This window comes from Ulvibacter sp. 2305UL32-6, assembly GCF_058148545.1.
Window position 1 is genome coordinate 590,955 of record NZ_JBYVKA010000001.1, and the last position, 15,666, is coordinate 606,620.

Annotated in this window: 10 protein-coding genes and 1 tRNA gene; 1 reads left to right on the forward strand and 10 read right to left on the reverse strand. The window is 37.2% G+C overall.

What is annotated here, in order from left to right; all coding sequences use genetic code 11:
* Position 1: 1 nt before the first annotated feature.
* From ACY2RU_RS02835 to ACY2RU_RS02860, 6 genes are all read right to left on the reverse strand, one after another.
* Positions 2–2,503 carry a heavy metal translocating P-type ATPase gene (locus ACY2RU_RS02835; protein ID WP_490136887.1) on the reverse strand — a complete coding sequence of 834 codons (2,502 nt, stop codon included), beginning with the start codon at positions 2,501–2,503 and terminating at the stop codon, positions 2–4.
* Positions 2,504–2,524: 21 nt separating this feature from the next.
* On the reverse strand, positions 2,525–2,782 hold the full coding sequence (locus ACY2RU_RS02840; RefSeq protein ID WP_490136888.1) for a heavy metal-binding domain-containing protein: 258 nt from the start codon (positions 2,780–2,782) through the stop codon (positions 2,525–2,527).
* A 52-nt stretch (positions 2,783–2,834) separates the two neighbouring features.
* A complete protein-coding gene (locus ACY2RU_RS02845) occupies positions 2,835–4,055 on the reverse strand; it encodes a TolC family protein (protein ID WP_490136889.1) in 1,221 nt (406 codons plus the stop codon).
* Positions 4,052–7,813 carry an efflux RND transporter permease subunit gene (locus ACY2RU_RS02850; RefSeq protein ID WP_490136890.1) on the reverse strand — a complete coding sequence of 1,254 codons (3,762 nt, stop codon included), beginning with the start codon at positions 7,811–7,813 and terminating at the stop codon, positions 4,052–4,054. Before ACY2RU_RS02850 ends, ACY2RU_RS02845 begins: the two co-directional genes overlap by 4 nt.
* Before the next feature lie 120 nt (positions 7,814–7,933).
* On the reverse strand, positions 7,934–8,353 hold the full coding sequence (locus ACY2RU_RS02855) for an HYC_CC_PP family protein (protein ID WP_490136891.1): 420 nt from the start codon (positions 8,351–8,353) through the stop codon (positions 7,934–7,936).
* A 266-nt stretch (positions 8,354–8,619) separates the two neighbouring features.
* Positions 8,620–8,692, reverse strand: a tRNA-Met gene (locus tag ACY2RU_RS02860).
* Positions 8,693–8,880: 188 nt separating this feature from the next.
* Here ACY2RU_RS02860 and ACY2RU_RS02865 point away from each other — a divergent pair.
* The gene (locus ACY2RU_RS02865) at positions 8,881–10,446 is read left to right on the forward strand and encodes an AsmA family protein (RefSeq protein ID WP_490136892.1); all 1,566 of its coding nucleotides are present in this window, start codon (positions 8,881–8,883) and stop codon (positions 10,444–10,446) included.
* Here ACY2RU_RS02865 and ACY2RU_RS02870 read toward each other — a convergent pair.
* From ACY2RU_RS02870 to ACY2RU_RS02885, 4 genes are all read right to left on the reverse strand, one after another.
* On the reverse strand, positions 10,443–10,802 hold the full coding sequence (locus ACY2RU_RS02870) for a SpoIIAA family protein (RefSeq protein ID WP_490136893.1): 360 nt from the start codon (positions 10,800–10,802) through the stop codon (positions 10,443–10,445). The two genes, ACY2RU_RS02865 and ACY2RU_RS02870, sit on opposite strands and share 4 nt — an antisense overlap.
* Positions 10,803–10,866: 64 nt before the next feature.
* Positions 10,867–11,049: a CPXCG motif-containing cysteine-rich protein gene (locus ACY2RU_RS02875; protein WP_490136894.1), complete on the reverse strand. Its 183-nt coding sequence runs from the start codon at positions 11,047–11,049 to the stop codon at positions 10,867–10,869.
* Entirely contained in the window at positions 11,049–12,371 is a 1,323-nt protein-coding gene (locus tag ACY2RU_RS02880) for a TolC family protein (RefSeq protein ID WP_490136895.1), read from the reverse strand. The genes ACY2RU_RS02875 and ACY2RU_RS02880 overlap by 1 nt, the downstream gene beginning before the upstream one ends.
* Position 12,372: 1 nt before the next feature.
* A complete protein-coding gene (locus ACY2RU_RS02885; protein ID WP_490136896.1) occupies positions 12,373–15,666 on the reverse strand; it encodes an efflux RND transporter permease subunit in 3,294 nt (1,097 codons plus the stop codon).

Below are 15,666 nucleotides of genomic sequence, written 5' to 3' on the forward strand. Positions count from 1 at the left end.
ATTAGTTAATTGATTTAGTTCTAAGTCTAAGTGCATTTACGATTACCGAAACAGAGCTAAAACTCATTGCTAAGGCTGCAATCATAGGCGATAAAAGAATTCCGAAAAAAGGAAATAAAACACCTGCCGCAATAGGTACACCAAGTGTGTTGTACACCAAAGCAAAAAATAAATTTTGCTTTATATTTCGCATTACTTTATCACTTAAATTTCTTGCTTTTACAATACCGTGTAAATCTCCTTTTACCAGCGTAATCATTGCACTCTCAATGGCAACATCTGTTCCTGTTCCCATTGCGATACCTACATCACTTTTTGCCAAGGCAGGTGCATCGTTAATACCATCGCCTGCCATTGCTACTACGTGACCTTGTTCTTGTAATTTTTTGACTTCTTCTAATTTGTTTTCAGGCAACATTCCTGCTTTAAAATCGGTTAGGTTGAGCTCGCTCGCTACCGCTTGTGCAGTATCGTGATTATCACCAGTAAGCATTATTACTGCAATACCTTTGTCTTGAAGTTCTTTGATGGCTTTAGCACTTGTAGTCTTGATTTTATCACGGATAACTACATAACCAGCAACTTCGCCATTTACCGCTAAATAGGAAACCGTTTTTCCTTGTTTCTGAAAGGATTGTGCTTCTTTTTCCATTTTTGATGAAATCAATGCATTTGCATATTCCATCATTCTAGCATTTCCTAAGTCTAACTTTTTACCAGCTACTTTTCCTTTAACTCCTTTTCCCGTTACAGCACTAAAATCTTCAATTTTTAAAATTTCTGTTTTTAGTTCTTTCGCATAATTTATAGTGGCTTCCGCAAGTGGATGTTCACTAGAACTATTCAAAGAAGCTATAAGTTGCGTTATTTCGATTTCGCGAAAGCAGTCTACAAATGAACCCATCTTTTCTACCGTTGGTTTTCCTTCGGTAATCGTTCCTGTTTTATCAACGATTAAGGTATCTACCTTGTCCATTTTCTCTAAGGCTTCGGCATTTTTAATTAATACACCATTCTGAGCACCTTTGCCAACACCTACCATTACAGACATTGGTGTCGCTAACCCTAAAGCACAAGGACAAGCAATAATCAATACAGCAATAGCATTTACAAGCGCATATACATAAGCAGGTTCTGGACCCCAAATTGCCCAAACAGCGAATGTTATCAAAGCTATAATTACAACTACAGGTACAAAATATCCTGAAACTGTATCTGCTAGTTTCTGAATAGGTGCACGACTACGACTCGCATCGTTTACCATATGTATGATTTGAGAAAGCAGCGTGTCGCTACCTACTTTTTCGGCTTTCATTAAGAAAGATTGATTACCATTGATGGCACCGCTACTTACTTTATCATCTTCCGCCTTATTTACTGGAATAGGTTCTCCCGAAATCATAGATTCGTTTACCGTAGTGTTTCCTTCTGTGATGATGCCATCAACAGGAATTTTATCACCAGGTTTTACACGAAGTATATCTCCCACTTTAATTTGGTCAATAGCAACTTCTTCATCATTTCCATCAACCACGCGCACAGCTTTATTAGGTGCAAGTTTCAGCAGTTCTTTTACTGCGGAATTTGTCTTACTATGCGCTCTGGCTTCTAAAACCTGACCCATTAATACCAATGTGAGTATGACGCTTGCAGCTTCAAAATAAACGTGAACAGCACCAGATTCTGTTTTGAATTGTGCCGGAAAAAAATCTGGAAATAACATTCCAAACACACTAAATAGCCAAGAGACACCAGCACCAATGCCAATGAGTGTGAACATATTGAGTTTCCACGTTTTGATGCTTCGGTAAGCACGTTCAAAGAACATCCACGTTGCATAGAATACAACAGGAATGGACAATATAAACTGAACCCAATTCCACCATTTTTGTTCCATCACGTCATATAAAGGATTGTTAGGAACCATTTCACTCATTGCAATTAAGAAAATAGGCAATGTAAAAGCTACGGCTATCCAAAATTTCTTTAGTAACTTTTTATAGGTCTTCTCTTCTGCAGAAAGGTCTGGTTGCAGTGGCACTAAATCCATTCCGCAAATAGGACAAGAACCTGCTTCGTCTTTTATAATCTCTGGATGCATTGGGCACGTCCATTGTAATGAAGTCGTTGCAGATAGGTTTTGTTCCTCGACCAAATCCATTCCACAAACAGGACAATCGCCAGCTTTGTCATACGTTTTATCGCCTTCGCAATGCATAGGACAATAAAATGTACCTATGCCTTTTCCTTTGGGTTGCTTTTCTTTTTCTACTTTGGGATGATGATGTTCATCTTGATTATGAATGCTATAGCTACCACCATCATTCTTTAAGGCTTCTTGAAAGGTTTCTAGCGGAATATGAGGTTCCATTTCAATAGTTGCTTCGGCTTTCTCTAAATTTACGGAAGCACTCGTCACACCTTCCACTTTAGAAAGTGCTTGTTCTACGTGACTACGACAACCGTTGCAGGTCATTCCGTGTATGTGAAAGGTATGTTTCATTTTCTATTCTTTTAAAATTATTTATTCGTGTTTATGACCATTTGCTTTATGGTCTTCATTCTTTACGAGCGTCATTCCACACATATTACATTTACCTTCTTTATCACTACCACTATCTTTACAGTGCATTGGGCATACATAAGCAGAGGTATATTCCTTTCCTTGTTTTTCAGTAGTCGTTTCAGCTTTTGTTTCAGTTTTATTGTCTTTACAAGAAACCATTGTTACTGATGCAATGAGTATCATTACTACAAAAGTTGATTTGAAATATTTACTCATTGTATAAAATTTGTTTTGGTATTCGTGAATCGTTGATTTCATTGTTTTGAGTTTATTGAGTTATTAAATAATTGACTACCGCACTTTGCATATAGTATGTTGTTATGGCACTTATTTGATTGATTTGAAACTTTAATTGTAGTTCTTGTATATCAAGCACATCATTGAAATCGATAGTTCCCGTTTCGTAATTCTTGATAAGGATTTCTTCCGCATCATTTGCCTGTTTTAAGTTCTTCTCTTGTGTGTTGTATTTAATTCGAGCCTGATTGCGTTGTGATATCGCTTTTGCGAAAGCGGACTCTAAAACATTCAAACGAGTGTCTTTTTGAGCTGTTATTTCTAATTGCTTCAACTCGTTTTGCTTACTTTTTGAATCATACTTTTTATTAAAAATTGGAATAGAAAGGGAAACCATCGGCATAAAAATATCTTTTCCATTGTCACTAAAATTCAAATCAGGACGCTCAGAAACTGGCACATAATCCAGTCCAAAACCAATCATAGGATTACGTTCTGCTTTATTCAATAATTCTGATTGTGCTATCGATTCATAGAGTTTATCATATTTAAGCAACTCTGGATTTAGTGTTAAAGTATTCTCTGCATAAACGATATCTTCACTAGGCAACAAAAGCTCTTCAATTACAGTTACTATGGTAGCTTTATCTCGATTAAGTAATTTATTAAAAGTGGTCTGCTCTCCTAAATAGGCTTCGGTCAGTATTTCTTTTTGCTGTTGTAATTCATTTTGTCTAATCTGTAATCGCAACACATCTACTGCAGATGCTTTTCCAGCTTCTACAGAAGTAAGTGCCAGTTTTTTATAGGTTTTTAATAATTGAATATTCTCGTCAAGCACTTTTTGTTTTGAGGTAATATCATACAGTATGTAATACGATTGAGAAACAGAAAGTGCTAGTTTACGTTTTGCAATAACGATTTCTACATATTCTGCATCTGCCATTGAGCTAGCATAATTTTCTCTAGCCGTAATTGTACCAAACCAAGGCAACATTTGTCTTGCCGAAAACCGCGCGCGTTGTGCTCCCGTTCTCGTTTCAGGCGTACTCACAAAATAACCCGCGCTGAATTCAGTATTCGGAATCCAGTTGGCTTCGTTTACTTTTTCTTCGGCGATATTATGACGAAGATTATACGCTTGAATCTCTGGACTATTACTTTCGGCTTCCTGAATATAGGATTGTAATTGTTGCGCTTTCGCGAAAGCTGAAACAAACAAAACACAGATGATAATTTTTATATTTTTCATTTGCTTGCTCTTTTTAATTTGATTTCTTCTCTCCAACTGTACAATACTGGTACAATAAAATAGGATGTAATGTCAATCACCATTCCTCCAAAAATTGGTATAGCCATTGGTATCATAATATCACTTCCTTTTCCTGTGGATGTCAATACAGGAAGTAAGGCGAGAATTGTGGTTACTGTTGTCATTAAACAAGGACGTATTCTTTTTCCAGCAGCTTCTAATGCGGAATCTCTAATACTTTTTCTATCTGTAGGTTTGTCACGGTCAAAAGTTTGCGTGAGATAGGTTGCCATTACCACACCATCATCGGTAGCAATACCAAATAGTGCGATGAAACCAACCCAAACTGCCACACTCAAATTGATAGTTTTCATATTGAATAGGTCTCGCATATTCTCTCCAAAAAAACTAAAGTTGAAGAACCAATCTTGGCCATACAGCCAAATCATAATGAAACCACCCGCAAAAGCGACTGTGATTCCTGTAAATACCATTAGTGAAGTAGAGACAGATTTAAACTGGAAGTACAAAATCAAGAAGATGATTACGAGTGCCAATGGAACAACAACTGAAAGTGTTTTTTCTGCTCGCAATTGATTTTCGTATGTTCCCGTAAATTGATAACTAATTCCTTTAGGAACAGTTAATTCGCCAGCTTCTATTTTTTGTTTAAATAAAGCCTGTGCATTTTCTACCACATCTACTTCCGCGAAACCATCGAGCTTATCAAATAGTACATAGCCAATCAAAAATGTATCTTCACTTTTAATGACTTGCGGACCTTGCTCGTAACGAATATCAACTAACTCGTCTAATGGAACAGGACTGCCTTTTTCTACTGGAACATAAATCTTTTTAAGGTCATCTTCGTTACCACGTAATTCTCTTGGGTAGCGCACACGAATACCATAGCGTTCACGACCTTCCACCGTTTGGGTAAGTGGCATTCCACCAACCGCAACTTGTAATATTTGCTGAACATCCATAATCGATATTCCATAGCGTACTAACTGCTCACGTTTAATATCGATTAATAAATACGGTTTTCCCACAATACGGTCTGCAAAAACCGCTTGTTCTTTTACACCTTCGGCTTGTTTTAGTATAGTTTCAAGCTGCAAACCAAACGCTTCTATTTGCGCTAAATCTTGACCTTTTACTTTTATTCCCATAGGTGCTCGCATTCCCGTTTGTAACATCACGAGTCTGGTTTCAATGGGTTGTAATTTTGGCGCAGAAGTCACTCCTGGCAACTTAGTAACCTTCACAATTTCGTTCCAAATGTCATCTGGACTTTCAATTTTTGGTCGCCAGTTTCTGTAATATTCGCCATCATTATCTTCAATCAAATCGTTAGAACTAATAGCAAAGGGGTCTCTTAATTTTGACGTGTCATAGGACGTATTTTCACTATCGATATCCGTATTAGGGTTGATAACAAGGTTACCGCCTTTAGTAATGAAAAGTCCATCTTCATTTACTTTATAGCGTTGCTTTTTACCTTTTGCATTGTGCATATATTCAGATTTATACTGAATCATATTCTCATACATTGAAAGTGGTGCAGGGTCAAGCGCAGATTCTGTTCTACCAGATTTACCTACTACAGTTTCAATTTCGGGAATAGTAGCAACTGCCATATCCAGTTGTTGCAATACCCTTTTGTTTTCTTCTACGCCGGCATGTGGTAATGAGGTAGGCATTAAAAGGAACGAACCTTCATTAAGTGATGGCATAAATTCTTTTCCTGTATTATTCATAATCCAAACCCCAGAAATAAGGACAGTTGCAGGAATCATAAGAAATAGCAATTTATTTGCTAAAGCCCATTTTAAAATCTGACTATAATACTTTCTTAAAACAGAGAATATTCCTAAAACCCCAAAGCATATAATAGACACAAATATTAGATTAAGAATGATGCTTCTATCAAAGCCTAGTGGTCGCCAATATGTTGCTAGCAGAATCACAATAGCGACTGATGCTATTATGATATTTATAAGATTTGCACGCTTTTGCGAAATCGTATTTCTTAAAGTCAGTATTGCCGTAATACCAAAGGCTATTAAAATCAATCCTAACCAGTACCCGTAAAAGATTGCTATGACACCTGCCACAATAAGAGAACAGTTCAATACATAATTGAACGAGTTTTTGATGTTCTTTTTCTTAAATAAGTACGCTGCTAATGGTGGTATTATGAATAACGCAATTACTAAAGATGCCGATAGTGCCATTGTTTTTGTAAAGGCCAGTGGACGGAATAGTTTTCCTTCAGCACCTATCATCGTGAACACTGGGACAAAACTTATAATAGTAGTAAGTACAGCTGTTAAGATTGCTCCTGAAACTTCGGCAGTAGCATTATAAATAATTTCATTTGTTGTGTATGCTATGCCATTTTCATTAAGACGCAATTTTTTGTCATCCATATGCCGTATCATATTTTCGGCTAGTATGACACCAACATCGACCATTGTACCAATAGCGATAGCGATACCTGAAAGCGCAACGATATTTGCATCTACATCGAAGAGTTTCATTGTAATGAAAACCATTAGCACAGCTACGGGTAATAGTCCTGAAATGAGTATAGAAGCTCTTAAATTGAAGACCATTATGATGATGACCAGAATGGTAATTAAAATCTCTAGAGTTAATGCCTCGTTGAGTGTTTCTAATGTTTCCTCTATAAGCTCTGTACGGTCATAAAACGGAACTACGGTAAGTTGAGATGTACGACCATCTGCAAGTACTTTTGAAGGTAAACCGCCTTTGAGTTCTTCAATTTTTTCTTTTACATTAGTGATGACTTCCATAGGATTTGCACCATATCGAGCCACGACTACGCCACCTACGACTTCTGCTCCTTCTTTGTCTAAAATACCACGTCTTGTTGCCGGTCCAAGTGTTACATTGGCTACATCTTTAATGTGTAATGCTGTGAAATTTTCAGAAGAAACAACCGCATTTTCTATATCTTCAATAGACTTCACATAGCCTAAACCACGAACCAGATATTCAGCTTGATTAATTTCTAATGTCTGTGCGCCTATATCTTGATTACTTTCTTTTACCGCTTTTACAATTTGATTAAGACCAATGTTGTATTGGCGCATTTTTTCAGGATTTACGTCTACTTGATATTCCTGAACATAACCACCTATAGAAGCAACTTCTGAAACACCACTTGCACCAGAAAGTGCATACTTAACATAGTAATCTTGAATACTACGTAGTTCCTGTAAATCCCAACCACCAGTTACATTACCGTTTTCATCACGACCTTCTAAAGTGTACCAATATATTTGACCCAAACCCGTGGCATCAGGCCCCAAAGACGGATTTGTCTCTTCTGGAAGTAAATTGGCTGGTAGTGAATTTAACTTCTCTAAAATCCTACTACGTGACCAGTAAAACTCAATATCTTCTTCAAAAATGATATAGATACTGGAAAATCCAAACATAGAAGAACTACGAATTGTTTTTACTCCTGGAATACCAAGCAATGAAGTAGTTAAAGGATAGGTAATTTGGTCTTCTATATCTTGTGGTGAACGACCTTGCCATTTTGTAAACACAATTTGTTGATTCTCACCAATATCCGGAATGGCATCTACAGCTACAGGATTAGAAGGTAGAAAACCAGTTTCCCAATTGAAGGGTGCATTTACAATACCCCAACCTACAAACAGAATGAGCATTAAAACGGCAACGAGTTTATTCTCGATAAGGAATTTGATAGCTTTATTAAGCATATAATTTGATAATTAAACAGTTATGAAAGATTTGGTATTCTGGAATACAGAAAAACAAATACAACAAGTTGAGCCCAAAACGATAATTATCGCTGGGCGCATTTAATACTGTCTAATAAATCAAATTAAAAATGTCTGGTGCAAGACTTGCACATCCCGTTTGACAAAGGGCGGTGGGTAATCTACAAAAGGAACTTCTTTAGATGCTGTTCCTTCAAAAAGGTTGATATAAGAATATATAAAGGATGCAACAAAAACCTGTTTCTCGAATGTAAGCGTGCTAAAATTATCTTTTAAATCGTCCTGTCCTTGTATAATTAATTGTTCGTCTGAACAACAAGACTTTTTCGAAAGTGTTGGGTTTTCACAATTAGAAGCTAACTGTTCTTTTTCCATTCCACAAGTTTCTACGTTATGAAAGAAAGAGTAATCCACCATATTGTCTCCACAATAATGCATATCTATAGTAAATGACATCGTAGAGAATAAAACTACAAATGCCATTGAAATTGATACTATTTTATGAAAAAACTTTTTCATTAATACAAAATTACAAAATTTTAACAGTTTTTATTGAGTTTAACAATTATTTAATTTGATGCGTTCCACTTTAAACAAACTGATTTCCTGTGGTTTGAGCTAGAAAATCTAGGGAAGCAACGCTTAAATAATAGTATTTGACCGCTTTTAAAAGCAAATAGTAATAATTTGTACTTGGAAAAGGAAAACTCTAATATGTTGTACCTATGTTGTACCTGAAGAAACAAGAAAGGCTCCTGATTTCTCAGAAGCCTTGTCTTTACTAGTAGCGGGAACTGGACTCGAACCAGTGACCTTCGGGTTATGAGCCCGACGAGCTACCTACTGCTCTATCCCGCGATATAAATCCAAACTTCACTTAGCTTTAAACTTTCGGTTCATAATGCCGACAGAAATATTGGATTGCAAATATACAAAGGATTTTTATTCTAACAACTAAGATTTACAAAAATTAAATAGACCGATATGAGCTAAAATGAAAAGTAATAAAACAATTCAAAAAAGAATTTCTTTATTACTTTTATTTTATGTTGAAAACAATCAAATGGGTAATTTATATTGGCTTGATCATGTCTCTTCTATTCATGGGGGCTACCATTTATATTAATCTCACTATTCAGAATAAAGTAAAGAATTTTATAGATTCACGTCTGCCAAGTCATATCACACAATCCTATCAATCTCTGGACATTAACATCTTTGAAGGTACAATAACGATCAAAGATGCTGCCATAGAGATCAAAAATCAAAATGATAGCAAAATACATACGTTTGTAGCAGTTGAACAATTGATTATCGAAGATGTTAGCTATTTCGATTATCTTTTTAAAGATGAAATTCATCTCGAAGATATCAAACTCCAAAATCCGACAATCACCTATTTTAAGAATCGCTTTTCAAAAGTTAAGGATACACTCAATAAAGCATCCATTAAAATTTACAAACCCATTATCATTGACGAATTGAGTATTGACCATACATCTCTTCACATTTACGATGATGATAAAGAAACGGTGTCTCTAATGGCTCAAAACACAACCATAGAAATAGATGATATTGAAATCACGGCGCAATCAATCCTTAAAAAAATTCCTTTTAAATACAGCAATTTTGAAGCATCAGGAGATTCGATCTTTGTTAAAGCCAATGACTATGAAAACCTTCGCACGGGATCCTTCAACATAAAAGATAAAAAAGTGTCAATAGAAGACATTGAGTTTTCAACAAAATATGATATCGCTACCTATGATAAAATGCTTAAAAAAGAACGGGATCATTTTAATTTGAATCTTCAAAAACTAACCTTAGATAAGTTTGATTTCGGATTTGAGCAGCAAACCTTGTTCACAACAGCAAAACAAATAACACTTTACTCGCCCCAGGCTGTGATCTACAGAAACAAACTAATTGCCGATGACAACAGTATTAAAAAACTCTATAGCGCCGCTCTTAGGGAACTCCCATTTAAATTAGCCATCGATTCGGTTAAATTACTAAACGGCTCACTCACTTATCGAGAAAAGGTAAAAGCTGACGAACCTCCAGGAACCATAACTTTTGCATCCTTAAACGCCACCATTTCAGATCTAAACAATCGTACTGAAAATAAGAATGCCACGCGTATCATGCTAAATGCAAATTTTATGGATGTGGCACCGCTCATAGTTGATTGGTCTTTTGATATTCAGAATATAAATGATCAATTCTTATTTAAAATGGATCTGGGAAAGCTAGAAGCCCCTCGATTAAATAGCTTTACGGAACCAAATTTAAACATTCGGTTGACTGGTATTACCGAAAAGACCTACGCTACTATTGATGGGTCGTCTAGTACCTCGCACGTGACTATGCGTATGCAGTATGAAGACTTTAAAGTAAATATTTTAAACAAGCGAGGGAATAAAAAAAACAAGCTTTTTTCGGCCATAGCGAATATCTTTATTTCTAAAAATAGTGACGATAAAGAAAAAACATTTAGAGAAGGGAGTGGAACAGTTACGCCTGATAGGTCAAAATCTTTCTTTAATTACCTGTGGCTAAACTTACAAAAAGGTCTGCTCGCTACATTGGTAGGTGACGGAAAAGCACGTTAATCCGGACTAGAAACCCATGTAATTGCATCCACACGATCCTCTGGAGAGTATGTACGAGTTTGGCTACTCATGAACATCTTCGTAATCGCAGCGCATGCTTTAAACCATTTTCTGTCGGTTACTAAAGCGATCTTATTAAATCGGTCTGAATGGTTTACCTTAAAAAGCATTTCTTCCAAAACAGCTGATATAGAAAAATCTTCAATATTAACGTCTTCCAAGTAGAGATTGATGGTATCATAGAAATCCAATTTAGCCTCAATATTTGAAATGAGCTTTGACGCCATTTCTTTGTCGAAAGTTCCTTCTATTAAGAATCCGACGGTATTGTCCGATAAACTAAAATCTGATAACATGCTTGCTGTGGTTAGTTCCTATAAAGATAGCAAATCTAATGGAATAAGGATTTAGCTGAAAACCTTATTGTTCTATACTATCCACAACAAACGTAGCAAGCTGACCATCTTCATAACCTACAGACACTTCTATGGGATTGCAACAAACTTCACAGTCTTCTATATATTTCTGAAAAGAAACAGAAACATCGAGTAACATTGAAATCTCTTCCCAACAATACGGACATTGAAAAAAATGTTCTTCCATTACCACTCGGTATTCAGAAGTTGTCCAGTAAGCTGTAAAAGCTCTAATTCGGCCAACTTCGCCTGATATTTGGCTAAATTTTTATTGGTTTGAGCGTGGAGCAGGTTGAGTTGCGCTTGTCTCAATTCAACCGAACTAATCTGCCCTAATTTGTACCGCTCATTACTTCGGTCAAAATTATTAAGTGCTGTGATCACATTCTGTTCTTGTAGTCTAAATATAGCTAAGCGATTTTTGTAATTTCCTTCAGCATTTGCAATATCACGTTTTACTTCGGAAATGAGCTGCGACTTGAAAATTTGATCATTTTCAACTTGAATTCTTGCATTCTTAACCCCAGTAATGCCACTACCACCATCAAAGAGATTCCATGTTAGATTGAGCCCTGCCGAAAGCCCAACAGTGGTGTTACTACTAGCAAAACTTGTAGATGGAAAATTGCCCTCATTCCATCCGTAAGACCCCGTTAGACCTACACTAGGAAGGTACACAGACTTACTTGCTTTATAGTTGTACTCACTTATGGTTTTGCTCGCATTGGCTTGCAATAAGCGAACGTTGTTGGTATCTGCTTCTTGTAAAAAAGTTTCCAATTGCAATCGGTTCGAGAACTGAATAACGGTATCAACTTTAAAATCACGTTCCAAATCTTCCGCATTAGTAACCACATTTAAGTCGCGTTTTGCATTTCGAAGATCTTGTCGGGCATTCATCAAATTAATACTATCGGTCACAATGTCTACTTCGGCATTTAAAACATCCAATTTGTTCACTTGCCCATAATCAAATGCATATTCGGCACGTGTTAGTCGCTTCTTTGTATTCTGAAAGGTTCCTTCCAAAACATGTACATTCTCCGTTAATCGCGCAACTTCAAAATACACCGTAAACAATTGAAGCAACGTAGTTTCTATGGTTTCTCGCGCCTGCAACTGACTCAGATTATACGCTTCTTTCAGGCTTTTATAGTCGTACCAACGCCCTAAGCCATCAAATAAGGTATAATTTAAATTCAGAGAGGCATTATAACGTGTAGTTTCTGCACCATCAACTGTAGTAGTACGACCGTCTTGAAAAGTCACATCTTGGTTCTCTACATTATAGTTGGCTCCAGCGTTTCCTGTAAGTGAAGGCAAATACCCTGAATTCAAGATTCCCGCGTTGTTTTCAGAGATCGCTACGTTATTCTTTGCGATCACAATTCCGAAGTTTTGTTCCAAAGTCTCAGAAACCGCTTCCCCTTTGGTAAGCAGCTTGACCTCTTGGCTCGAAACATTTCCGAAGCAACTCAAAAACAACACACACAATACAATTATTCTCATCTTACTTGTAACTTTCTGTTTGTTCTGGATAATCTGTTGCCACTTCTCTCGCCTTCTTATAATCTGCATTGTCACTATTATATTCATCTTCATACTCGCTATTGTGGTCATCAGCTTCGTGTTGTTCTTTAATAGCTCGTTCTACCTCTTCCTTGCTTATTTTTCGTCCCGTAAACAACCATAAACCGCCTGTCTTGAAACTATTTGTCATTGCTAATAGTACTGGTAAAAAGATAAGTGTTAGTACCGTTGCAATTCCTATTCCGTAGGCTATAGAAATTGCCATTGGTTTTAAGAATTGCGCCTGTCTACTTTTCTCCAATAATAAAGGCGCTATCCCAGCAATGGTTGTAAGAGAGGTTAGAAAAATCGCTCTAAATCGAGATCTACCCGCCTCATACAGGGCCTCGTCAAACTTCATTCCCTCTTTTAAATAGCTATTAAACTTCCCAATAAGTACGAGCCCATCATTTACCATAATACCTATTAAGGCGATTATACCAAGAGCCGATAATATATTGATAGGAAAATCATGAATCCAGTGCCCCCATGCTACCGCAATAAAACTAAACGGTATTAAAAGCATTAATAAAAGTGGCTGACTGTAACTTCGGAAGGTAAAAGCGATCACTATATAGATCAATAGAAGCACAATAGGAACGGCTGTTTTAGCAGAACGCGTTAACTTACCTGCTTCTCTATTTTGTCCTTCATAAGAAACCGAAACTGTTGGATATTTACTTAAAATTTCAGGCATTACATTGGTCTGTATGTCTTCCAAGATCTCCGTCGGACTCCCTTTTGGGTCCTTAAGATCTGCATTTACCTGAATTTCCCGCTGTCCGTTTAAATGACTAATACTCTCGTCACCCCGTTTTATGGTATAGGTGGCAATTTCTGAAAAAGGAACACGTAAACCAGCAGCTGTAATAATACGCATATCATCAAGATCATTGATTGACTCTCGGTTCTCGCGATTATACCGGACCCAAACTCTTATTTCATCCTGTCCACGCTGGAAACGCTGCGCCTGCAATCCAAAAAATCCGGCACGCACCTGCCTCATTACTTCCTGAAGATTCAATCCCAACGCGTACGCATTGTCATTTAAAGTGATATTAATTTCTTTGATCCCCTCAGGATCCGTATCGGAAACATCTGCCAACAACACATTATTTTCGAGTATACTCTTTAATTCCTCTTTGGCTTGTTTCAATTCTCTTGTGTTGTTTCCCAACAATGAGACAGAAACCGGACTCCCGCCAAAATTTCCTCCAGAGCCAAAAGTGAGGCGCTCTACACCATAAACCTGACCCACTTCCGCCCGTATAGCATTGGTAATATCAGGAGATGAAAAATCACGTTCTTCGCCTGGCAGTAAATTTACATTGATCGATGCCTTGTTATTTCCTGGACCTACGCGCTTGATAATATTTTCGACTACCTGTTTATTTCCACTCTGTCTTGCTGTAAAATCTTCGTTTACCCTCCATGCCGCAGCTTCAACAAGTGATATGATCGAATCGGTAATCTTAGGGTTGGTTCCCTCAGGCATCAAAAGGTCAATACTAACACGATCACTCGCGATATTTGGAAAAAAGGCACCACGTATCACTCCACCTCTAAAAGACCCCACAGTTATGATCATCAATCCTATAAGAATACATAAAGTGAGAAAACGCTGGTTTAAGGCAAAACGAAGTACTGGACTATAGATAGTATCTCTTAAATAGCGCATAAATCGGTCGCCATAAGCATTGATCGCTCGAAGCTTTAAAAAGAGCTTTGCAATTCCTGTTTTCTTCTTTTTTTCCGCTTCCGTCTCTCGTACTAATGCTTTAGAATGCGCAATATGCGCGGGTAATATGATGAGAGCCTCAACAAGAGAAACTGTAAGTGTTAAAATCACGATCACGGAAACCTCACTAAAGAAATCACCAATACGCCCGTCGAGAAATAGAAAGGTTGAAAAAGCAAGAACAGTAGTGATAATCGCAGAAATAATAGGCGGAAGCACTTCCATAGTTCCGTCAATCGCTGCACGAATAGGCGTTTTCCCGCGCTCGTAATGTTGATAGATATTTTCCGAAATAACAATTCCGTCGTCAACCAAGATCCCGATAACAATGATCATTCCGAAGAGCGATAACACATTGATGGTAACATCAAATTGCGCCGCAAAGATGAACATCCCTAAAAAGGAAATTGGCAATCCAAAAGCCACCCAAAACGCTAAGCGCGTATTTAAAAAGATCGAAAGGAATATCAGTACCAAAATTATTCCGACAGCGCCATTTTCTACTAATAGTTTTGTTCTTTCGTTCAAACGAACCGAAGAATCACTTACCACATCAATCTGTACTCCTGTGTACTTCTGATTGAATGCATCGATATACGCATTAACTTGATCTGCCGTAGAGATCAGATCTTCGCTATTAGTGTTTGTAATTTCAACATTAACTGCAACGTTTCCATTGAAATAAGAAGCATTTGGTGTTTCAGAAAAACGGTCTGTAACTGTTGCTACATCTTGCAAACGAACTACTGTTCCATTCTCATTGGCGCGAACCACTAAATTATTGAGCTCATTTCCGTAATAACTTCGGTTATTGGCACGAATCAGATAATCTTCTGCATTGGTCTTAATATTTCCTCCTGTAGTAAGAATGTTAGACTGTGACACGGCTTGTGACACTTCCGTAAAACTAAGATTATAAGCTAAAAGGTCATTTTCCCGAACCGCAATTTCTATTTCCTCCTCTGGATAGCCTGAGATAGAGATCTGAGAAATTCCGTCCATAGCACGAAGGTCATTTTCAACCTGCCTCCCTATTTGTTTTAGAGAACTTAATTCAATCTGATCTCCACTAATTGCAAAATCTATGGTTTGCCGTATTCGTTCTTGTTTGGCAACTACAAGAGGTTCCATTCCTGTGGGAAAATTAGGAACTCGATCTACCGCGTTCTTTACTTCCGCCAACATATCGTTAATATCCTCCCCGCTTTCGATCTCAACGATGATACTCCCGCCGTTCTCTCTGGAAGTTGACGTAACTCTATCTACACCTATAAGCCCTTTTAAATTATCTTCAATTTTAAGTACAACACCTTCTTCTATCTCTTCAGGCGCAGCACCTGGATAACTCATGCTAATGCTAATGGTCTCCGACTCCTGTAAAGGGAAAAAAGAGGATTTGAGTTGAAGCATTCCAATAATTCCGAAGATAATAAATGCAAAAATGAGCACATTCCCTGCAACTTCGTACTTAATAAAATAGCTTATTATTTTTTTCAT